Raw genomic sequence first — 22,791 nt, 5'->3', positions numbered from 1 at the left:
ATATCAATTTTGAGCACTGTTTTCTTTAAAATTTCTTGACTTCACCTTTGTTTTCACTGGTATCACTACCTGCATAAGCAGATCGATCTTGAGTTAAGAATCGGTAAGTTTTAAAGGCACCCGCTGATTCCTTTATGGTCTGTATGACCTCCTTGAAGGATAGGGAGGCACAATCCACGATAAATCTAGCTTTTGCCTTCTCGTTAGTCTTCAGGACACCTAGAGGCACTTTTTCTTCGGCCCAACTGGGTTCGAAGCTCGAATCTTCCGTAACACAGATCAATGAAGGATTTGTAGCAGAGTCTTCAAGGTAAGTTCGCTTTCGCGAAAGCGTAATTCTAGGCAGCATATAACTTAAAAACTGAGATAAGAATTTAGCTCGAGGATAATGCTTTTTGAAAAACAAGATCATTGCGCTGTAAAATAACTGTTGCGAAGCCTTGTCCTTGACAGTGCTTTCACCCTTAAAATGTATAGCGGAGAGTGATCCCAAATAATAATTTTGATAGCCGGCTTTCAAGGCTGTGTAGCTTAAATCGATATCCTCGCCATACATGAAATAACGTTCATCCAGACCACCACATTCTTGATAGACTGATTTTTTGGCAAGCATAAAGGCACCTACCAAAACTTCAGTGGGAGCATCTTGATCCTTAAGGATTCGGTTATCGTAATAAGCACCAGAATATCCTAATAGTTTTCCTAGAGCGCTCAAAGGTTTAGGAATACGTCGCTTGCTCTCAGGAAGAAAAGTACCAGAACCATCAACTAATTGTATCCCACAAAATCCGATATCTGTGTTCAATTCATTGTTTTCATAAAAAGCGATGCTTTTTTCAAAAACCTCTTCACCCACAATCACATCTGGATTGACTAGGCATATGAATTCACCCTTCGACTGTTCTACAGCAATATTGTTAGCTTTTGAAAAGCCATAATTATCATCTAACCGAATCGTTTTGATGTTTTTATATCGAGACATTAATCGATCCATACTATCATCTGTAGAGTCATTATCAATGACGATGATTTCTGAATTTATTGACGATAACGCCCGCGTCACACTTTCCACACACAGTTCTAAAAAGACTGAAGCGTTATAATTCAGAATAATGACGCTCAACTTCATGCTAGTTCTTTACAGAATTCTCATAAGGAACACGGTGCAAGATGCTGCGCCCTAAAGTCACCTCATCTGCAAACTCGAGCTCGTCGCCCACGGCAATACCTCTCGCAATGGTGGAAGTATTTACTTCTAGATCGCCCAGCTGTTTGAATATGTAAAAGTTAGTCGTATCACCTTCAATTGTAGGACTTAACGCAAAAATAATTTCTTTGACGCCTTGTTCTTTTACTCTAGTTACTAAAGAAGCAACTTTCAGATCCTGTGGACCTACTCCATCCATAGGGCTAATTTTTCCACCTAGTACGTGATACAATCCACGGTACTGACTAGTGTTTTCAATAGCCATCACATCGCGTATGTCTTCTACCACACAAACGATCGTTTCATCTCTATTGTGACTCGCGCAAATCTCACATAAGTCCGTATCGCTTACATTATGACACTGCTTACAAAACTGCAAGTCGTGTCTCATTTTTAAAAGCGCATCTGTCAGTAGATCTGTGTTTTGTTCTGGCTGGCGCATGAGGTGTAAGACCAAACGCAAGGCAGTTCGCTTACCAATGCCTGGCAACTGAGAAACTTGACTGACGGCTTCTTCTAAGATTTTTGAGGAAAAATTCATGAGTCACAAATATAAGGACAGTAAGCGGTTTCTAGTACCTATTGTTGTTTTCAAAAGCTGATCTAGAATTGGTATTTTAGCACAAATTTAAAGCTCTTGGATTCTTTTGACATCTTATTGACGATTGCCATTTATTTTACCGTTTTGGTCGCCATTTCATTCATTGTAGGTAGAAAAGGAGATAGCGCTACTTTCTTTAGAGGCAATCGCAGTTCGCCATGGTACATCGTGGCTTTTGGGATGATAGGAGCGTCGTTGAGCGGTGTGACTTTTATTTCAGTTCCTGGAGCGGTAGAGGCTGGTGCTATGAATTATTTTCAAGTAGTTCTAGGCTATATCGCTGGGTATGCAGTAATAGGGTTGGTATTGATGCCTTTGTATTATCGAATGAATTTGACCTCCATTTACAGTTATCTGGGCGATCGATTTGGTAGTGCGGCGCAATATACGGGTAGTAGCTTTTTCTTATTATCCAGGATTGTAGGGGCTAGCTTTAGATTATACTTGGTCGCGGGAGTATTGCAAACGTTTGTGTTTGATGCTATGGGCATCTCGTTTTGGCAAACCGTGACCTTTACAGTACTACTTATATGGTTATACACCTTTAAATCTGGTATCAAAACAATTGTATGGACGGATACCTTGCAAACTTTGTTTATGCTCATTGCGGTAGGCGTTGCCATATATTACATATCAAACAGTCTTGACCTCAATGGCATTAGCGAGATTACCTCTTTTATAACTGACAGTGATTTATCACAAATCTTTTTCTTGGACGATTGGAAAAGTGATCAGTTTTTTGTGAAACAGTTTCTAGCCGGTGCTTTTATCGCTATCGTAATGACTGGACTGGATCAGGACATGATGCAAAAGAACTTGACATGTCGCAATCTTGGTGACGCTCAAAAGAATATTTTTTGGTTTACGATTGTGCTGACCGCTGTGAATTTTGTGTTTTTGGTATTGGGGGTGTTGCTTACCGCTTTCGCGAAAGCGGAAAACCTACAAGCTTCTAAGGACGCCTTGTTCCCCACAGTTGCGATGGACGGTGGTTTAGGAATGGGGATTGGATTGGTATTTATCTTAGGACTGGTCGCCGCAGCTTATTCCAGTGCCGATAGTGCGCTGACTTCCTTGACCACATCCTTCTCTGTGGACATTGTCAAAATTGAAAACCGATTTGTTGAGAAAAAACAGCAACAGCTGCGAAAGCTGTTTCACATAGGATTTTCTCTAGTCTTGATCCTGGTGATCGTGAGTTTTGAATACGTGATCAAAGATGCCAGTGTCATCAATAAGTTATTCGTTTTTGCGGGATATACCTACGGGCCTTTACTGGGAATGTTTGCCTTCGGAATTTTGACTAAGCTTCATGTCAATCATAAATTCGTGCCTTTTATTGCGATAGCTTCACCATTCCTAACTTATTTGATCAGTTACCTATCTTTCACCTACAGCGGATTCGAATTTGGATTTTTTGTACTGTTATTGAATGGCGCAATCACCTTTTTGGGAATGTTTGTTGGGAGTTTATTTTCTAATCAAGAGCAAGCTCATATTTTGAGGCATGAGGCATGAGGCATGAGGCATGAGGCATGAGGCATGAGGCATGAGGCAAATTTAAAAAAGTAAATAGGCAATGGAGATTTTCTTAGAAAATCAATAATTATGAATTGCCAACTTCTAATACTGATTCGTCCCCAGCATTACCAACGTACAGGCAACCTCAACCTCCACGCTCTGATCTCGTAACATTTTATAAAATTCTGGGTTTTCTGTTCCAGGATTGAATATGACTCGGTTAGGTTTTAAACTCAAAATGTAATCGTAGTATTCCACTTGCCGTTGCGGATTCAAATACAGAGTCACCGTATCAATATCGGTAAAAGGCACAAGGTCAGTATGTATCTTTACATCATCCACCATTCCAGCGCGCAGGCCTATAGCGACTGTTTCTATATTGAACTTCCTCAAACGGTAAATCGCAATGTTGGAATAGCGTTGCTCCTTTAAAGAAGCGCCTAGAACTAAAGTTTTTTTAGACATAATTTGACATTCTTACTGTAACAATACGACAATTAGCTCGTCTATTCAATGAAGGAAGTGATGAACCTTCATTGATTTATTTGATAAAAAGCCGGTTTTTAAAACCGCAACTCAATAGCCAAATAACTCATAATTAATGGTTAGTGTTATTATTTGGTTACTAGAAATCCCGAGCTTGCAGGCTCGGGATTTTGTTTTTTGAAATCGGAAACACAAATTAACACCCATCTCTTATCTTCCCTGAAGGGAAGACGATACCTTTTACTAAATTTCAAATTCAGACTTTTTCTAAATGCTCGATCCTTGTTTGGAATTTAGAATTTGAGATTTAAATACTACCAATTGATCACTGCACTTCCCCAGGTGAATCCACTACCGAAGGCTGCTAACACCACCGTATCACCTTCCTTAATCTTACCTTCTTCCCAGGCTTCCGTCAATGCGATAGGTATAGACGCTGCGGTCGTGTTTCCATATTTTTGAATGTTATTGTACACCTTATCGTCAGACAGTTGGAACTTCTTCTGAATGAACTGAGAGATTCGCAAGTTTGCTTGATGCGGGATCAACATATCTATGTCTGATACTTGAAGATTGTTGGCCTGTAATCCTTCCATGATCACCTCACTAAAACGCACTACCGCATTTTTAAATACGAACTGTCCATTCATGTAAGGATAATAAGGAATATCATCACCTTGAGGGTTTTCCTCGATAATTTCAGGAACCCAATAATCTGTAGACGGGCCGCGCAGCGAAAGCTCTAATGCATGTTGCCCTTCACTATGCAGGTGCGTGGAAAGAATTCCATGTCCATCTTTATCTGACCTGGTTAAAACTGCCGCTCCTGCTCCATCACCAAAAATGACACTCACACTACGTCCTCGCGTACTAAAATCCAGTCCTCCACTATGGTTTTCAGATCCTATCACCAGAATGTTTTTATACATTCCTGTTTTGATAAATTGATCTGCTACAGATAAACCGTAAATAAAACCACTACATTGATTTCTCACGTCTAAGGCAGGACACGTTTTAATGTCTAACATCTCCTGAACTTGAACACCACAACCAGGAAAATAGTAGTCAGGTGATAAAGTAGCAAAAACAATAAGGTCGATATCATCTTTATCAACCTGAGCGCGTTCCAAAGCTATTTTAGCTGCCTTGACCCCCATAGTCGCGGTGGTATTGTCATCATCTTTTTTAATATGACGGCGTTCCTGAATACCCGTACGCTCTTGAATCCAAGCGTCATTCGTATCCATGATCTCTGCAAGATCATCATTAGTCACTATATTTTCTGGAACATATTTTCCCATTCCAGCTATCCGAGAAGTATACATATCTTATTTTTGAATGTGTGGCAAGATACGCCCTAGGCTACCACCAACACTAGAGAACCTTACAGTTTTAGTATGCATGCATAATAAGTTACCCCAACTTCCCTCTATTGAAATACCTGACGCTAGGGTGCAGTATGCTAGTGATTTTTACGCTTTCGCGAAAGCGGAACAACTCTATAAAACACTGCTTCAAACGATTCCATGGCGACAAAACGAGATTACCGTTTTTGGAAAGACCTATGATGAGCCGCGGCTTACGCAATTGTACGGTGATAACGGGATGAAATACAGTTATAGTGGTATCACGTTTAACGCACTAGAATGGTCGCCGGTGATGCAGTCCATCAAGGAAGATGTCGAGAAAGCGACAGGATATAAATTTAATATATGCCTGGCCAACTATTATCGTGATGGCAATGATTCTAACGGCTGGCATGCTGATAACGAGAAAGAATTAGGGATAAATCCTGTAATTGCCTCCATAAGTTTAGGGCAAGAGCGATTTTTCCATTTGCGACATAATGAGCATAAAGAATGGCGCTACAAATTTCCACTAGAAAATGGTAGCCTGCTGTTAATGGCTGGTGAGACACAGCATACCTACAAACATCAAATTGCAAAGACCAAACGTAAAATCCTGCCACGCATTAACCTGACCTTTAGAAAGGTTGTGAGCCCCAGTTCCTAACTTTGATGTTGTAATTGACGCGCAACTATACCGACTATAAAATTATGGCAAAAGCAAAAGAACTTATCGCAGATTTAGACGAACGCTCCATCGACCGTATTATCGAGATGGCATGGGAAGACCGCACCCCTTTTAGTGCTATAGAATTCCAATTCGGTGTTAGTGAAAGTGAAGTCATTAAAATCATGCGCGATCAGATGAAAGCGAGCAGCTTTAGAATGTGGCGAGCAAGAGTTCAAGACAGACCTACAAAGCATAGTGCATTGCGTGATCCTGAAATGGACCGCTTTAAATGCAACCGCCAGCGCGCCATTACTCACAATAAGATTTCAAAAAGGTAATTAAGAAGTTTTCTAAAACTATAAGGATCTGCCTTTCATCGATGAGCGGGTTGTTTTTCTTGTTCAAATTTTAAGTTCATGGCACGGCAATTGAACTAGATTTCAGCACTTTTACAGTTCAATTTTACATATAGAAATTATCCTAATGAATAAGTTCGTTCTCCTTTTATTATTGCCTGCTTTGGCATTTTCTCAAAATGCTTTCAAAATGAATAAACCTGCGGCTCAAGCTGCGGGAACTATAGAACTTAACATCAACAAAAACATTAATGGAACGCTCCTGCTTCCTGAAACCGATGCTCCTATTCCATTGGTAATTTTATTTACCGGTAGCGGCCCAAATGATCGCAATGGGAACAGCATGATGACTAGAAACGATAGCCACAAACAATTAGCAGTTGCTTTAGATTCCGCTGGCATTGCTACCTATAGATTTGACAAACGCACCTTTACCATGCTCAAGGAACAGCGCATGAAAGATGATGTGATGTTTGACGATTTTGTAATTGATGCCAAGGCGATAGTAGCACATTTCTCGCAGGACAGGCGATTTTCCAGCATTTACCTTGCCGGTCACAGTCAAGGTTCATTAGTAGCCTTGTTAGCACTTGATGAAAACGTAGATGGATTCATTTCTATCGCTGGTGCTGCAGATGAAATTGACTCCATTGTGATTCAGCAAATTGCCGCTCAAGCTCCAGGGTTGGACAAGGAGGCTACCAAAGTTTTCAAGCAAATGCGTGCGCAAGATTCATTAGTCACTAAAGTCAATCCTTTTCTAGTATCCATTGTAGGTCCTGAAATCCAACCTTTCATGGAATCATGGATGGTCTACAACCCAAAAGAACTCATCAAAGATGTCAAAATTCCCGTATTGATCTTAAATGGAACTCGCGATCGCCAAGTGGGAACCGATCAAGCAGAAAAACTTCACGCCGCTTTACCTACGTCTAAACTGGTCATTATTGAGGGTATGGATCACTTGTTTAAAAAAGTAGGTACTGATGACATCGAGGCCGCAAAAAGCTATACGAACCCTAATTTCCCATTGCACCCAGAACTTGTAACTTCTATCATTGCATTTGTGAAGCAGTAAAGGAGTTTGTGATTTCGCTTTCGCGAAAGCGAAATCATTCCAACCTCATCAAATCACTTAAAGTCGTATTTTGCCGTTGCAGAATACGACTTTTATGATTTTACAAGACTTATTATTAGAGACTAAACCCCTAATTACTCAAGACACCATCACTTTTGGATTATTGATGATGGCCTTAGGCTTTGTCTTTTATACCTCCTCAAAGAAAGAAGGGTTTTGGGCCAAATTCTACAAATTCGTCCCGGCGCTTTTGATGTGCTACCTCATACCATCCATTTTGAGCTCTACTGGAATCATAGGCTCTGAATGGAAAGAATTGGAAAATGGAGCCCTAGTTGAGAAATCTTCTTCGCTCTATTTTATGGCCTCCAGATATCTGTTGCCAGCTGCATTGGTACTTATGACTTTAAGTATTGATTTAAAAGCGGTCTTCAATCTAGGACCTAAAGCTTTAATCATGTTTCTTACCGGTAGTGTGGGTATTATAATAGGTGGACCTATCGCACTGCTCATCTTTATGAGCATAAGCCCTGAATCCTTTGACGCTACAGGAGCTGATGCCGTATGGAGAGGTTTGAGTACTATTGCTGGAAGCTGGATAGGTGGCGGCGCGAATCAAACAGCCATGCTTGAGGTGTACGGTTTTAATCAGGAATTGTATGGCGGCATGGTTCTCGTCGATATTGTAGTCGCTAATTTATGGATGGCGGTTTTACTTTTGGGAATAGGTTATGCGGCAAAATTTGACAAATGGACGGGTGCTGATGTAGGCTCTATTGAACGATTGAAAAAGAAAATTACAGACTATTCCTTGAGCGTAAAGCGGGAAGCTACACTCACTGATATTATGGTGATGCTAGGTATAGGGTTTGGGACCGTGGGCATTGCTCATTTTGCAGCTAACTACATATCAGACTGGATCAGTGCTGATCCTGACATTGCAAAAAACATTTATCTCAGCTTCTTGAGCAGCCAGTTTTTCTGGTTGATATCGATCGCAACTTTAATTGGTATTTCACTTTCTTACACGCCTATTAAGAAATATGAAGGTGCAGGCGCATCAAGAATCGGGAGTATTTTCATTTACATTCTAGTGGCAACCATAGGTGTCAAAATGGATTTGAGACAAGTAGTTGAAAATCCTTTATTGATCTTGGTAGGATTGGTCTGGATGTCAATTCACGCCGGGTTGCTGATCCTTATGGCAAAACTAATTAAAGCCCCTTATTTCTTTATGGCGGTAGGCAGTCAGGCTAATGTAGGCGGTGCCGCAAGCGCACCTGTTGTGGCAGCTGAATTTCACCCTTCTTTGACGACTGTAGGCGTGCTGCTTGCTGTTTTCGGGTATGTTGTTGGAACGATAGGAGCGATAGGGTGTACGATTTTGATGCAAATTGTCGCCACCTCTTAAAAATTAAAAAGATTCCATGCATATTTGCAGCCCATTAAAAATAACTATGAAGTCTACATTTTTTACTTTCTTAATCTTTGCGTGCCTGATTTCTTGTACAGAAGAAAATCCAAATAATCTCATTATAAACGGAGACATAGATGGGTTGCGTGTAGGTACTGTCAAACTTCAAAAAATTCAGGATACAACCTTAGTGACTCTAGACAGCATAGCACTTGATGGAACTAGTAAATTTACTCTTTCCACTAGTATAGAAGAGCCCCAATTACTCTATTTGTATTTAGATGTCAAGGATGGAACGGCGTACGATGATCGATTGTCTTTCTTCGCCCAGGATACCATCATGACGGTAAAAAGTAGTTTGCAAGATTTTGAAAAAGATGCCGTAATCACAGGATCTAAGAACAATGAATTGTTGACTGAATTTAGAAGAAACATGGCCTCTCTCAATAAAACCTATACAGAGCTTGTGAAGCGCAGTATGGCATTGGACCGTCAAGAAAATGCTTCTCAAGCAGCGATTGATGCATTGAACGCTGATTATGAAACCTACTTGAATAAAAAAGTGAAGTATGCATTGAGCTATGCTACCGTTCACAAGGAGTATGAAGTAGCGCCGTTTATCTTGCTGGAAGAAGGCTTTGATGCAAACCCGGTATTTCTAGACAGTGTCTATCAACAAATGCCAAAAAAAATTCAGACAAGTCTTTATGGAAAAGAGTTGTCTGAATTGATAAAAGATTTGAAAGAAATCTAGAGGTTGTTGACACGCTCAATAAGAGCAGCACCTTTTGTCTCTAAATCTGCACGTACTTGCTTTAAGTGTGCAGAGCGATTTTCTACTTTTTTGTCGTTTACTCTTGCGATCAAGTCGTCAAAAGTTGCGATACTATCGTCAATAATCTTTTCTGCTTCCGCTTCCTTTTCAGGTTGAGCTGCTTGCGAGATCAACGCTGCTTCTATGATATCTCCAAGAACATAATTAATGTCTTGCTTAAGATCTCTAATACTTGCCATGATTTAATTTTAGGTTGCAAAAATAGTGAATATTACTGCTACAAATGCACCAACAATAATTTCCCGCTACCATCGCAGGTAACATCAAGTTCTTTTATTGCTGCAGGAATCAAATACGTTTGCGCATGCTTAAAGGAATAACTTGTTCCCTCATGCTTTATCTTACAGGAATCCCCCACATTCATTAAAATGGTGAAACTTTCTTCTGGAACTAATTTAACATCAGTAGTTCCAGAAAATTGAAGAATATCAGTTTCAAAATAGTCGGTTTCTGCAAGATTTTGACGACCTGACAATTCACGGTCGTAATGGATTTGATGATCTGTCGCTTGTGAATAGTCAGCTGCTGCAATTGCTTCTTCCACATGCAATTCTCTAGGGTTTCCAGCATCGTCTAACCGATTGTAATCATGAACTCTATAAGTCAAGTCACTGCTTTGCTGAATTTCAGCCAGGGTGATACCTGCTCCTATGGCATGTACAAATCCAGGCTTTATTAAAAAACTATCACCTCTCTGCGCTTCTTGAAAGTTCAATAATGCAGGAAGGCTGTTATTTTGTATCGCTTTCGCGAAAGCGAACTCATCCGTAGCCTCTTTAAAACCTAAGGTCAATCCTGCTTCTGGATTACTATTCATGACATACCACATCTCCGTCTTACCGAAGCTGTTGTGCTTTGCCATGGCCATTTTATCATCTGGATGCAACTGAATGGATAAATCCTGAGCGGTGTTAATATATTTTATCAAAATAGGGAACTGAGTACCGAAGCGCTGTGATACTCGGGTTCCCATAACTTCTTCACCATAATTCTCAAGAATCCAGCGTAAAGATTTGTTTTCTAGAGGTCCTTGCAGGACCTTGGAAATATCATCACCCACATCGCTGATCTCCCAACTCTCGCCGATGTTCGACAAAGGTGGATGAATTTGTTTCAAGCTATTGAGTTGCGTACCTCCCCATATTTTTTCCTTGTAGAAAGGTTGAAATGTGAGCGGGTACCAGTTCATTAGCTTCCAGTATATACAACAAAATTACGCGGAGTCTCGTAAAGTTTGATTTCTAGGTCGTATTTAGGATCTAGATGTTTTTTTATTTTTTGATAAATCACAAAAGCAATATGCTCTGCTGTAGGATTCAAATCTTTGAATTCTTCTACCTCCTCATTAAGGTTTTTGTGGTCTAACACATCTTCCACATGTTCTTTAATGATGTCTTTGAGAATTTTCAAATCGATTAAAAAACCTGTTTCTGGATCTACCTCACCAGTAACGCCTACCTCTAGCTCATAGTTATGGCCATGATAATGCGGGTTACTGCATTTGCCGAATATCTGAGCATTTTTATAATCACTCCAATCTTTCCTGTACAAACGGTGTGCAGCGTTGAAATGTGCTTTCCTGTAGGCTGTTATTCTCATGAAATGTGTGTATAGTACTTATCAAAAATGATCTTGAACCACTCTGTATAAATTTCAGGTTGTGCTTCCATATCAGTTTTAATTTCTTGTGCGGTCATCCACTTCCAGTCTGCTACCTCATGAGGATTCAAATTAGGCTCCCCATTGTAAGATCCAACCATCACGTGATCGAACTCATGCTCCGTCAAACCATTATCAAATGGTGCGATGTAAATAAAGTTGAATAGTTCATTCAAATCAGTGGTGAATCCCATTTCTTCCATCAATCGTCGCTTGCCTGCTTGAATATTAGTTTCTCCTTCCCGCTGGTGACTGCAACAGGTATTCGTCCACAAACCTGGAGAATGGTATTTCTCAAGAGCGCGCTGTTGGAGCATGATTTGATTTTTATCGTTGACTACAAATACAGAAAATGCCCGGTGCAATAAAGCCTTTCTATGGGCTTCTATTTTTTCCATGAGTCCTATTTGCTCGTCTTTCTCGTTTACTAAAATTACTTTCTCTTCCACTTAATTATCTATCAAATTCAAAAGTACGACAGGAAGTCTTAGGAAAAAACCAGAACGCATGGAACTGAGCAATTCAAAATATGAGAAGTTACGGAGCTAAACCAAGGCTAAAACGTATTTTTGCACTCCATTAAATGTACCTATGAAGTTTAAGGATCAAATCGCTCGCAGACGCACGTTTGGCATCATTTCTCACCCGGATGCTGGTAAAACAACGCTCACTGAAAAACTACTACTCTACGGAGGAGCTATTCAAGAAGCAGGCGCTGTAAAATCAAATAAAATCAAAAAAGGAGCTGCCAGTGACTTTATGGAAATTGAACGTCAACGTGGGATTTCAGTTGCTACCTCTGTTCTGGCATTTGAATATGATAATAAGAAAATCAATATTCTAGATACACCGGGACACAAGGATTTTGCTGAAGATACATTTAGGACTCTAACAGCTGTGGATAGCGTTATTGTGGTTATCGACGTTGCTAAAGGTGTGGAAGAACAGACTGAAAAGCTAGTAGAGGTTTGTCGCATGCGTAAAATCCCCATCATCGTATTTATTAATAAGATGGACCGTGAGGGAAAAGATGCTTTTGATTTGATGGATGAAATTGAGCAAAAGCTCAGCTTAAGAGTGGTGCCACTGAGTTTTCCCATAGGTATGGGATATGACTTAAAGGGAATCTATAATCTTCAACGTAAAAACGTCAATATATTTACTGGCGATTCTGTAAAGCAACATAAAAATGTTACTTCTATCAATGATCTGTCTGACCCTAAGCTAGATGAATTAGTTGGTACTAAAGCAGCAGATACTTTAAGAGAGGAAATAGAACTGGTTGAAGGAATTTATCCAGATTTCAACAGGCAAGAATATCTGGATGGCGAATTGCAGCCGGTATTTTTTGGGAGCGCCTTGCATAATTTTGGAGTGAAAGAATTGTTAGATGGCTTTATAGAAATTGCTCCAGCCCCTCGATCTAAAAAAGCGGAAGAACGCCTGGTGCAACCTGATGAAAAAGATTTCAGCGGATTTGTATTTAAAATCCATGCAAATATGGATCCTAGACACCGTGATCGACTTGCTTTTGTCAAAGTAGTTAGTGGTGTATTTGAGCGCAATACAGCCTACAAACACGTACGACTAGACAAAAATTTAAAGTTTTCTAGTCCTAATGCATTTTTTGCCGAGAAGAAAGAAATTGTTGATGAGTCTTTCCCTGGTGACATTGTAGGCCTGCATGATACAGGAAACTTCAAAATTGGTGATACATTGACCTCTGGAGAAGAATTGCATTATAAAGGAATCCCATCGTTTTCTCCAGAGCACTTTAGATACATCAATAATGCCGACCCTATGAAATCCAAGCAATTGGCAAAAGGTGTCGATCAACTGATGGACGAAGGGGTAGCACAGCTATTTACATTAGAATTAAACGGCCGTAAGGTTATAGGAACCGTAGGAGCTTTACAGTTTGAGGTTATTCAGTACCGTTTAGAGCATGAATATGGTGCAACTTGCGCTTATGAAAACCTCAACGTCCACAAAGCATGCTGGGTGGACACCGCAGATGAAAACTCAGCAGAGTTTTTAGATTTCAAGAGAGTAAAAGCAAAGTTTTTAGCGCACGACAAAAGAGGGCAATTGGTGTTTTTTGCCGATTCCGCCTTCTCGTTACAGATGACTCAGCAAAAATATCCTAGTATCAAATTTCATTTTGTATCTGAGTTTGACAGAATCAATGAAAATTAAAAATTAATTCTACATCATAAAAAAAAGGCTTCCCGAGGGAAGCCTTTTAAGTTATTTCATCTCTATTTATCAATCGCAGTTTGAATATTGATCCAATCCTGAGACAATAAATTCAGATCTACGATTCATTTGGTGCTCTTCCTCTGAACAGGCAACCCCATTAGAACAGTTATTTACGAGCTGGCTTTCTCCGTATCCTTTAGCTGTTACTCGACTTGAATCTATTCCTTGATCAATAAACCATTGCCTAGTGCTTTGCGCACGCTCTTCAGAAAGCATTTTATTGTAGGTATCATCACCACGACTATCCGAATGAGACCTAACGTCGATTTTAGTCTCTGGATATAATTCTAAGAACGCCAATATCTTGGACAGTTCGCTTGCTGCGTCAGGCCTGATAGAAGCTTTATTGAAGTCAAAATAAATCTCACCTATGTCAAGGATTTCAGCGAGATCATCACACTCAGCTACTTCAATTTTAGTATTTGTGAGTTTTAAAGGAATATTAATAAACTCACTGATTCTAGGGGTCGAGAATAACTGCTCGTCAGCTGTATAATGTTCCTTAGAGGCCTTAATAAAGTATCTTGACTTACACTTTACTTTGAAAGCATATTTCCCATCACTATCACTAAGTGTCTGATCGATTACATTATTTTCAGCATCAGTGATTACAACGGCGGCATTTTCAATTGTTGTTTTAGCTTCAGTATCTGTTACTGTTCCTGAAACTAGGATTTCGCAATCATCTCTTAAATCTTCTAGTTGAACGAATTGATAGATATCGACATCACCTCTTCCACCAGGTCTATTAGAACTGAAGTAGCCGACTCTAGTCTCGTCATTGACAATAAATCCAAAATCATCAAAGGGCGTATTGATAGGCTTGCCCACATTAACAACAGCACCCATAGTTCCATCATTGTAAATTGTACTCGCAAACACATCTAAACCACCCAGGCCTGAATGTCCATTACTAGCAAAATAAAGTATGTAATCCTGACTCACGAAAGGAAATGTTTCACGACCTATGGTGTTGATGCCTTTGACATTACTAGGCTCTCCTAAGGAACCATCTGCATTAATAGATACTACCCAAATATCTGAAGTAGCAAAAGCTTCTTGAGCATCAAAACCTTCACTTCCTGGTCTGTCACTTACAAAAAACATACTCTTACCATCTGGTGTCAGTGCCGGGTGTGCCGTGTTGAAGCCTATACTATTAATACTTAACTCTACAGGTTCAGACCACTCGTTGCCAACTAATTCAGACTTATAAATCTTTAGCTTTGTCAACCCATTGGCATCTTCAACAAGTTTTCCTTCTGTAGAATTATTTCTTGTAAAATACACCGTTTTCCCATCAGGAGTAAAATTAGGCGTGCTCTCATGCCATCGCGTATTCAGCACGTTACTAAATCTTCTGGCGTCGCTGAGTCTGCCATCCATTTCAACGTCTGAGGTATACAAGTCTAAAAATGCTTGTTCATTCCATTGATGTAATCGCTTAGTGATAAAACCAGTATCTCGTGATGTGGTAAATACAATCTGATTTTTAGTATCTAAAAATGCTGGTCCAAAGTCTGCAGCGTTCGAATTGATTTCTCTTGCGTTCTCAACTGTAAAACGACCGGATTGAAATTCGATAAGCTGTAAATAGGTAGGCTCATCTGTAGAATCTTCCGTAATACTAGCGTATCCTTTTATAGAGTTAAATTTTTCCAGATACTCATCTGACTCTTCATATTTCCCTACAGATTTAAGCGCTTGAGCATATCTGAAGTAATACTCTGGTTGTATAGTACCAGTATACTGGTCAAACATTTTCTTATACCAATTGTAAGACTCTTGTAAATCATCATTGAAATAATAAGTGTCTCCCAATTTTGCTAGAAGCTCCTGATTTGTAAATCCATTGCTAGCGATTTTCAGATATAATTCCTGTGCATCTATGAACGCCAGGTTCTTGAAATCTTTACTAGCCCTATCTATCTTCCCTTGCTGCGCATGAGCGATAGAAGAGATAATGATGCAACCTATTAATAGTATTTTTTTTATCATGACTGGATAGAATAGTAAGATTAGAAGAATCGTGGAGTAACCACCTTATCGTAACTTTTAAACAGCTCGAACCTTAAGAAAAGTTCATAACTCCCATCGTTATAAACTGAATTACCTAATTCAGTTGTTTCTCGATCGTAGGCAAATCCTATAAGCATTTGATCATTTACTTGAAACCCTACTAAGCCTGTGACCGCTGCACTAACTCTATAAGCTGCACCTAAAGTCAGTCTCTCAGAGAACAAAAAATTTGCTGTTACATCTACCTGCAATGGTGTTCCTGCAACAGCCTTTATTAAAGTAGAAGGTTTGAATTTTACATTATCATTTAGATCAAAAACGTACCCAGCAGCGGCAAAATAATGAATACGCTCTCTAGCTATAAAGGTTGTAGTACCATTCCGGTTCTCAGGATCATAATGATCTGTTTGAAGCAAATTAGGTGTGCTTAAACCTACATAGAATTTATCAGTATGATAATAAGCTCCTACTCCTACTTGAGGAGCTATGTCATTATCAAGATTTCTCAATAAGTCATCATTTTGATCTCTTGCATTTAATTGATCAAAATCAATATTTAAAGTTCTAACACCACCCTTGATTCCAAAACTAAGATTGCTGTTGTAGCTCATGGGTAATGTGTAACTAAAATCTGCCGTTGCATAGGTCTCATCAGTAGGTCCTAATGCGTCGTTGACAATACTTACTCCTAGTCCTACTCTGCTATTCAATATAGGTGTATGGAAGGACAAAGTTTGTGTACGTGGGGCACCTTCTAGGCCTACCCATTGGCTTCGATGTAAACCTACAATACTTGCCACTCCACGATTTCCTGCATAGGCGGGATTGATCACCACTGGATTGTACATGTACTGGCTGTATTGTGGATCTTGCTGTGCTGTTGCCGCTTTCGCGAAAGCGAACACTATCAGAGCTATTACTAATTTCTTCATATTCTGTATATTATTAGGAATCAAGCCCGGTCGAAAGCGAGCTCAATTTTTTTATCTATTGATGTAAAAGTATCCGGCCAATTGAATAGCTCTGCCAGCGTCATTGATGTAGCTAATGGCGTAATAATAGGTTCCGACAGGCAGCTCCTCACCGGATGCCATGGTAACTCGACCATCAGACACGCCGCGGAAGACGTTGTTTTGATTGTCATAGTTGTCCATATTGAATACCTCTACGCCCCAACGATTAAATATTTTAACCGAATTTTCGAAATTCTCGATTCCTCTTATAAATAAGAAGTCGTTATCACCATCGTCATTAGGCGTCACCACATTAAAAATCTCAATAACGCGCTCATCAGCGTCTAAGTAGTCTGGAACACCATCTAGATCGTCATCATCATCTGTGAAAACACCATTCCCATTAGCATCTTCAACACTTGTACTGATGCCATCATTGTCATCATCTTCATCTCGATAATCTGGCTCATCATCACCATCCGTATTATTCAGTTCGTCTGCTGGGCTGTTCGTAACTATTCGACCACTAGGGTCAACGTAACCACTAAGATCTGCATCAAACGCATCGTCTAACCCATCATTATCCACATCATTCCCAGATGGGGTAATATCCGCAATCCCATTGTTGTCGTAGTCAAAGCCTTCAATCGCATCTGGCACTCCATCATCGTCAGTATCTAGATCTAAATAATCTGGTAACCCATCATTATCAAAATCCAGCGGATCGATACCTCTGCCGTCGCCAGGTGTATTTTCATAAGCATCATCCAGTCCATTGCTGTCTGAATCCACTCCAGAAGGTGCTATATAACCAGTGGTAGATTGACCTTCTACATTATCTGGTATCCCATCATTATCACTGTCCAAGTCCAGCGCATCGATGATTCCATCCGCATCTGTATCTACAGCACCTTCCAGTGCGTCTATGATCCCATCGTTATCATCGTCTATATCTACAAGGTCTGGAACACCGTCACCATCGCTGTCCTCTGGCAGCAGATAACCATCTGCCAAAGTCGTCGTATTGTTTCCTTGACTGACTACAACACCTGATTCTGGATCAGAACCTGTAGTTGTTAAAACAATTCCTGCACCGTTAAATGGCAAACTGGTCTCGTCCACATCAACTAAGTAAGAACCAGTAGCGACCGTTGCCACCCAGTTCCCAGTAGCGTCTACGGTCACAGGCGTCACAACATTATTGCTATCTATAAGGTTTACAATGGTGCCCGCTGCAAACAATCGGTCTACTGCTGCATCATACAATTGGTTCTCATCCACATCTTCAAAAATGAAACCTGAGATACTTCCAGTTGCGGCATAACCATCTGCTGTGGTGCCCACTGTAGAATCAACAACAACAGTTATGGTTTCTGGATCAGAACCAGTAGTGCTTAATATGTAATTAGCACCATTATTGGGTAAGGTAGTCTCATCTACATCCACCGTATAGTCGCTCACCGGCACTGTTGCACTCCAATTCCCATCTGCTCCAACATTGACTGGAGTAGTAGTTCCAAATTCATCAGTCAGGTTTACGATAACACCTACTGGAAATAAAGCGTCAATTGCAGCGTTGTAGTTTCCATCATTATTGACGTCTTCATAAACAAAGCCTGTTATTGTTCCGTTTGCTTGATAACCATCAGGTGTACTTGTGGTAGTAGTCCCTAAACTAACCGTAACTGATTCTGGATCAGAACCTGCTGTTGTCAATGTATATCCTACACCATTATTAGGAAGAGTATTCTCGTCCACATCTACTGTATAATCACCTACCGCTACTATTGCAGTCCAGTTTCCTGAAGCGTTTACATTTGCTTGAATGGTAAATCCACCATTGTCGGTTATTTCAACAACTGTACCTGCAGGGAATAAATTATCAATCGCAGCATCGTATACGCCGTCTCCATTAATATCCTCGAAAACAAAACCTTCTATGGTGCCGGTTGCTTGGTATCCGTCCGCCGCCGTTGCAACAACTTCATTAGCCCCCACCGTAACATTTTCTGGGTCAGAAACAGCCGTAGTCAATAAGTAACCAACTCCTCCATTAGGTAAACTAGTTTCATCAACGTCTACTGTGTAATCTCCAGCTGGAACATCTATCGTCCAGTTTCCAGTTGCATCTGTAGTAGCCGTGAACACAGCTCCCAAATCATTTGTCATGTCTACTAATGTTCCTGCTGGGAACAAATTGTCTAACGCTGGATCATAAACTCCATTGCCATCTAAATCTTCAAATACGAATCCTGTAATTGTACCTATAGCCTGGTATCCATCTGTTGTAGTTTCTGTTTGTGTAGCTAGAGTAACCACTGCAGTCTCAGGGTCTGAACCTAGAGTAGTCAAGTTATAGCCAACTCCTGAATTAGGTAATGTAGTCTCATCCACATCTACCGTGTAAGTTCCTGCTGCTACAGTTGCTAACCAATTTCCATCTGCACCAACGGTCGCAGTAGTAATTACCCCAGTGGAGTTTGTTAATTCAACTAGGATACCTGCTACAAATAAATTATCCACGGTTGCATCATAAGCTCCATCCCCATCAATATCTTGGAAAACAAAGCCTGTGATCGTTCCCGTTGGTTGATATCCATCTGCAATAGTCGTTGAAGTCGTTCCTACTGTTACCGTAATGTTTTCAGGATCTGAGCCTATTGTGGTCAGCAGGTAACCTGTACCATTATTAGGTAACGAATTCTCATCAACATCCACCACATAAGTTCCAGTTGGTACAATAGCAACCCAGTTTCCTGTAGCATCCAATGTAGCTTGTACAGTAGCACCGTTGCTATTTGTAATGTTTACCAGAGTGCCTGCTGGAAATAAGTTATCGTTTGTAGCATTGTAGATCCCATCTCCATCTATATCTTCAAATACAAACCCCTCGATAGTTCCAGTTGCCCTGTAACCATCTGGCGCAGTATCAACTGTTTCTGCGACCACTACAGTTACTGACTCTGGGTCAGAAACTCCAGTTGTAAGTAGGTAACCATTCCCGCCGTTTGGCAATGTGTCCTCATCAACATCTACAATATAGTTTCCTGCCGGAACATCTACAGTCCAATTTCCTGTGGCATCTACAGTAGCCGTAGTCAGGTTACCAAAATCATCAGTTAATTCAACAATAGTCCCTGCTGGGAAAAGCGAATCGATTGCTGGGTCATAGTTCCCATCACCGTCAAGGTCTTCGAATAAAAAGCCAGTAACTGTTCCTATAGCCTGATATCCATCAGCTTGAGTATTTGTGATGACACCGAAAACGGATGTTGCTGTTTCAGGGTCTGAACCAACAGTGCTCAATACATATCCAACACCTGCATTAGGAAGCGTTGTTTCATCCACATTGACTGTATAGTTTCCTACTGGCACATCTGCAGTCCAGTTGCCATCAGCATCTACAAGAGCTACAGTTGTTACTCCGTCGCTGTCTGTCAAATCAACTTCAATTCCAACTGGAAATAAATTATCGATGGCCATGTCATAGACTTGATTTCCATCAACATCTTCATATACAAAGCCGGCAAGAGTTCCTATTGCTTCTCTAAAATCTACCTCTACGGTAGCAGGGAATTCATTGTTATTGGTATCTAGTGCACCGTTGTCTAAATTGCCATTAGGATCTCCATAAGGGTCATTTGCAATTGGAGTCTCGTAGAAATCATCGATTCCATTAGTATTAGAGTCTCCTACTGAGGTTACTGCATCAAAAGCCTCTGTATTGTCAGATACACCATCATTATCTGAGTCCGTATCTATATAATCAGGAGTATCTAGTGCATCTGAATTTTGTGGTGTTAAACCTTCTCCACTTCCCGGAGTTACTTCATAAGCATCATCTAATCCATTACCGTCACTATCAATTCCCGATGGCGCTATATAATTATCCGTTTCCTGTGCCTCTACATTATCTGGAATACCATCAGCATCGCTATCTAGATCGAATGCATCGATAAGTCCATCAGCATCTGAATCTACAGTTCCTTCTACTGTGTCAAGTATTCCATCATTATCGTCATCAACATCATCAACGTCTGGAACTCCATCCCTATCATTATCTGGAAGGTCTAGGTAATTAGGTATCCCATCCCCATCAGCATCATCATTGATATAATTTCCATCATTATCTGTGTCTTCATCAATGGTTAATAAGCCATCATTGTCATCATCGATGTCTCTAAAATCTAAATTGTTTAAGGTTCCACCTGTAGCAGCGTCACCATCGGTGTCATTTAGATCGTTAATCGGATTGCTAGTTACTTGCAAGCCATTAGGGTCCCCATAACCGGTCGTATCACCGTCAAATGAATCGTCCAAACCGTCTTGGTCTGAGTCAACATTCGCGAAAGCGATATCAGCTATCCCGTCATTATCAAAATCAAAGCCTTCAGTGGCATCAAAAACACCATCATTGTCTGAGTCGATGTCTATGTAATCAGGGTCGCCTTCGCCATCTTCATTATTAGGGGTTATCCCTTCTCCATTACCCGGCGCAGATTCGTAAGCATCATCTAACCCGTTGCCATCACTATCCACTCCTGTAGGTGCAATGTAGCCTGTTGTGCTTTGGGCTTCTACATTATCTGGAATGCCGTCATTATCGGTATCTTGGTCGTATTGATCGATGATTCCATCTCCATCAAAATCTCCATTGCCTTCAACGGTATCTAGGATCCCGTCGTTATCGTCGTCAATATCTGTACCGTCACCTACACCATCCTCGTCATTGTCGTCAAACTGCAGATAATCTGGCACGTTGTTGTTGTCTTGGTCTCTAGGGTCAATGGTTAGTGGATCACCATCAACATCTGGATTTTCATTTACGGTAAGTATCCCATCATTATCATCATCAGTGTCTCTATAATCTAGATCATCAAGGCCGTCTGTATTATTAAGATCGGCAGATGGCCTTACCGTAACTACAGAACCATTAGGATCACCATATCCTGATGTATTGGAATCGAATGCATCATCCAAACCATCATTGTCAGCATCTGAGTTTGATAAAACGATATCAGGGAAACCATCATTATCAAAATCAAATCCTTCAATAAAGTCGTCCACATTATCATTATCTGAATCTATGTCCACATAATCTGGATTACCATCGCCATCCGTATTTTGAGGCGTAATCCCTTCCCCTGCTCCAGGGCTGCTTTCATAAGCGTCATCCAGTCCATTACGATCTGAATCTACACCTGATGGCGGTATGTAGCCCGTTGTGGATTGGCCCTCCACGTTATCTGGTATACCGTCATTGTCTGTATCCTGGTCGTAGGAATTCCTGACCCCATCACCATCAAAATCTGCGATTCCTTCGAGAGTATCTAGGATACCATCATTATCGTCGTCAATATCTAAATTGTTTGGAACCGTGTCTCCATCGTTATCAGCATTATCTAAATCTAAATAATCTGGTATGCGATCTCCATCAGCATCATTAGCATCGTTTGCTAGACCGTCGCCGTTCGGGTCGTTAAATTCATCGCTAGATAATAATCCATCGTTATCATCGTCCGTATCTCTAAAGTCTAGATCATCTGCTCGATCTGTATTAACAAGATCAAACAAAGGACCGAATACCACTTGAGCCCCATTGGGATCTGCATAGCCGCCGTTGGAACCATCATAAGAGTCATCTATTCCATCTTGATCCATGTCACCTCCAGACGGTATAACCTCTGGAAGACCATCAGCATCAAAGTCAAATGCTTCCGTAGCGTCTACTACTCCATCGCCATCGCTGTCTAAATCTTTATAATCTGGTGTAAGATCTCCATCAGTGTCTACAGGTATGATGCCCTCCCCTGCTCCAGGAGTAGACTCATATGCATCATCTAATCCGTTTCCATCACTATCCGTTCCTGATGGTGAAATGTACCCGGCGGTGGATTGTCCTTCTACATTGTCTGGAACGCCATCATCATCCGCATCTTGATCTAGAGAATCAATGATTCCATCGTTGTCCAAATCAGAAGTCCCTTCTACGGTATCTATGATTCCATCATTATCATCATCAATATCGTCTACATCAAGAACACCGTCACCATCGCGATCCATGAAAACAACACTGAAAGCATTATAGTTGATAGTTGAGTGGGGTCCTTCAAATCTGTTCGCTTTCGCGAAAGCGAAACAAAACAGAAAAATAGATAAGGGCACTATTGCTTTACTGCTTAGTAAATTAATAGCAGCGTTAGGCAGAGTAATTTTATTCATAAAACCTAGATTTAGCCAATGATGCATTGGATCAGTAGGCTAAGGTAGAGTTTACTCGAACTATTTTAAGAAAAAATAGACAATTAGAATAATAATTATCGACCAATGACGTTAAAGGCCGATTTATCTACAGAAATTGAACCTATCGATTCAGTTCTCAGCTAA

General features: G+C 40.5%; 18 protein-coding genes. 7 read left to right on the top strand and 11 right to left on the bottom strand.

Features of this window, described 5'->3' with window-relative positions; genetic code table 11:
• Nucleotides 1–25: 25 nt before the first annotated feature.
• Nucleotides 26–1,129: a glycosyltransferase family 2 protein gene (locus NMS_RS07255; protein ID WP_041496105.1), complete on the bottom strand. Its 1,104-nt coding sequence runs from the start codon at nucleotides 1,127–1,129 to the stop codon at nucleotides 26–28.
• Between the two features lies 1 nt (nucleotide 1,130).
• A complete protein-coding gene (gene recR, locus NMS_RS07250; protein ID WP_041496104.1) occupies nucleotides 1,131–1,748 on the bottom strand; it encodes a recombination mediator RecR in 618 nt (205 codons plus the stop codon).
• A 96-nt stretch (nucleotides 1,749–1,844) separates the two neighbouring features.
• Between recR and NMS_RS07245 the strand changes: the two genes are divergently transcribed.
• Entirely contained in the window at nucleotides 1,845–3,326 is a 1,482-nt protein-coding gene (locus NMS_RS07245) for a sodium:solute symporter (RefSeq protein ID WP_041496103.1), read from the top strand.
• 105 nt (nucleotides 3,327–3,431) lie between these two features.
• Here the strand turns inward: NMS_RS07245 and NMS_RS07240 are convergent, their stop codons facing one another.
• Together NMS_RS07240 and NMS_RS07235 are read right to left on the bottom strand one after the other, a co-directional pair.
• Complete coding sequence (locus tag NMS_RS07240; RefSeq protein ID WP_041496102.1) at nucleotides 3,432–3,794, bottom strand: CoA-binding protein; 363 nt, start codon at nucleotides 3,792–3,794, stop codon at nucleotides 3,432–3,434.
• A 335-nt stretch (nucleotides 3,795–4,129) separates the two neighbouring features.
• Entirely contained in the window at nucleotides 4,130–5,140 is a 1,011-nt protein-coding gene (locus NMS_RS07235; RefSeq protein WP_041496101.1) for a 3-oxoacyl-ACP synthase III family protein, read from the bottom strand.
• A gap of 76 nt (nucleotides 5,141–5,216) precedes the next feature.
• Between NMS_RS07235 and NMS_RS07230 the strand changes: the two genes are divergently transcribed.
• The 5 genes from NMS_RS07230 to NMS_RS07210 all read left to right on the top strand — a co-directional run bounded on the left by NMS_RS07230 (nucleotide 5,217) and on the right by NMS_RS07210 (nucleotide 9,433).
• Complete coding sequence (locus NMS_RS07230; protein ID WP_041496100.1) at nucleotides 5,217–5,828, top strand: alpha-ketoglutarate-dependent dioxygenase AlkB family protein; 612 nt, start codon at nucleotides 5,217–5,219, stop codon at nucleotides 5,826–5,828.
• Nucleotides 5,829–5,872: 44 nt separating this feature from the next.
• Nucleotides 5,873–6,169: a TIGR03643 family protein gene (locus NMS_RS07225; RefSeq protein WP_052477063.1), complete on the top strand. Its 297-nt coding sequence runs from the start codon at nucleotides 5,873–5,875 to the stop codon at nucleotides 6,167–6,169.
• Between the two features lie 145 nt (nucleotides 6,170–6,314).
• Nucleotides 6,315–7,265 (top strand): alpha/beta hydrolase family protein, encoded by a 951-nt coding sequence (locus NMS_RS07220; protein ID WP_041496099.1) that lies wholly within the window; start codon nucleotides 6,315–6,317, stop codon nucleotides 7,263–7,265.
• Between the two features lie 94 nt (nucleotides 7,266–7,359).
• A complete protein-coding gene (locus NMS_RS07215; protein WP_041496098.1) occupies nucleotides 7,360–8,676 on the top strand; it encodes a DUF819 family protein in 1,317 nt (438 codons plus the stop codon).
• Nucleotides 8,677–8,722: 46 nt separating this feature from the next.
• The gene (locus NMS_RS07210) at nucleotides 8,723–9,433 is read left to right on the top strand and encodes a DUF4369 domain-containing protein (RefSeq protein WP_041496097.1); all 711 of its coding nucleotides are present in this window, start codon (nucleotides 8,723–8,725) and stop codon (nucleotides 9,431–9,433) included.
• Here the strand turns inward: NMS_RS07210 and NMS_RS07205 are convergent.
• Genes NMS_RS07205 through idi form a run of 4 tightly spaced genes read right to left on the bottom strand, consistent with a single transcriptional unit; the run spans nucleotide 9,430 to nucleotide 11,622 of the window.
• Entirely contained in the window at nucleotides 9,430–9,693 is a 264-nt protein-coding gene (locus tag NMS_RS07205) for a hypothetical protein (RefSeq protein ID WP_041496096.1), read from the bottom strand. The genes NMS_RS07210 and NMS_RS07205 overlap by 4 nt on opposite strands.
• Nucleotides 9,694–9,731: 38 nt before the next feature.
• Nucleotides 9,732–10,703, bottom strand: coding sequence for a type I phosphomannose isomerase catalytic subunit (locus NMS_RS07200; protein WP_041496095.1), 972 nt, complete (start codon nucleotides 10,701–10,703; stop codon nucleotides 9,732–9,734).
• Nucleotides 10,703–11,113 (bottom strand): 6-pyruvoyl trahydropterin synthase family protein, encoded by a 411-nt coding sequence (locus tag NMS_RS07195; RefSeq protein WP_041496094.1) that lies wholly within the window; start codon nucleotides 11,111–11,113, stop codon nucleotides 10,703–10,705. The genes NMS_RS07200 and NMS_RS07195 overlap by 1 nt, the downstream gene beginning before the upstream one ends.
• On the bottom strand, nucleotides 11,110–11,622 hold the full coding sequence (idi, locus tag NMS_RS07190; protein ID WP_041496093.1) for an isopentenyl-diphosphate Delta-isomerase: 513 nt from the start codon (nucleotides 11,620–11,622) through the stop codon (nucleotides 11,110–11,112). Before idi ends, NMS_RS07195 begins: the two co-directional genes overlap by 4 nt.
• A 142-nt stretch (nucleotides 11,623–11,764) precedes the next feature.
• Here idi and NMS_RS07185 point away from each other — a divergent pair, with 142 nt between their 5' ends.
• Complete coding sequence (locus NMS_RS07185; RefSeq protein WP_041496092.1) at nucleotides 11,765–13,369, top strand: peptide chain release factor 3; 1,605 nt, start codon at nucleotides 11,765–11,767, stop codon at nucleotides 13,367–13,369.
• 69 nt (nucleotides 13,370–13,438) lie between these two features.
• Here NMS_RS07185 and NMS_RS07180 read toward each other — a convergent pair whose 3' ends face one another.
• The 3 genes from NMS_RS07180 to NMS_RS07170 are packed head-to-tail and all read right to left on the bottom strand — an operon-like array spanning nucleotide 13,439 to nucleotide 22,626.
• On the bottom strand, nucleotides 13,439–15,430 hold the full coding sequence (locus tag NMS_RS07180; protein WP_041496091.1) for an OmpA family protein: 1,992 nt from the start codon (nucleotides 15,428–15,430) through the stop codon (nucleotides 13,439–13,441).
• A 20-nt stretch (nucleotides 15,431–15,450) separates the two neighbouring features.
• Nucleotides 15,451–16,383 (bottom strand): PorP/SprF family type IX secretion system membrane protein, encoded by a 933-nt coding sequence (locus tag NMS_RS07175; protein ID WP_041496090.1) that lies wholly within the window; start codon nucleotides 16,381–16,383, stop codon nucleotides 15,451–15,453.
• Between the two features lie 51 nt (nucleotides 16,384–16,434).
• Nucleotides 16,435–22,626, bottom strand: coding sequence for a T9SS type B sorting domain-containing protein (locus NMS_RS07170; protein WP_041496089.1), 6,192 nt, complete (start codon nucleotides 22,624–22,626; stop codon nucleotides 16,435–16,437).
• Nucleotides 22,627–22,791: the final 165 nt, after the last annotated feature.

It is taken from the genome of Nonlabens marinus S1-08, from assembly GCF_000831385.1.
GTDB classification, from domain to species: Bacteria; Bacteroidota; Bacteroidia; order Flavobacteriales; family Flavobacteriaceae; genus Nonlabens; species Nonlabens marinus.
Note: the sequence above shows the minus strand (reverse complement) of the source record. Positions and strands in the feature narration are given on the sequence as shown.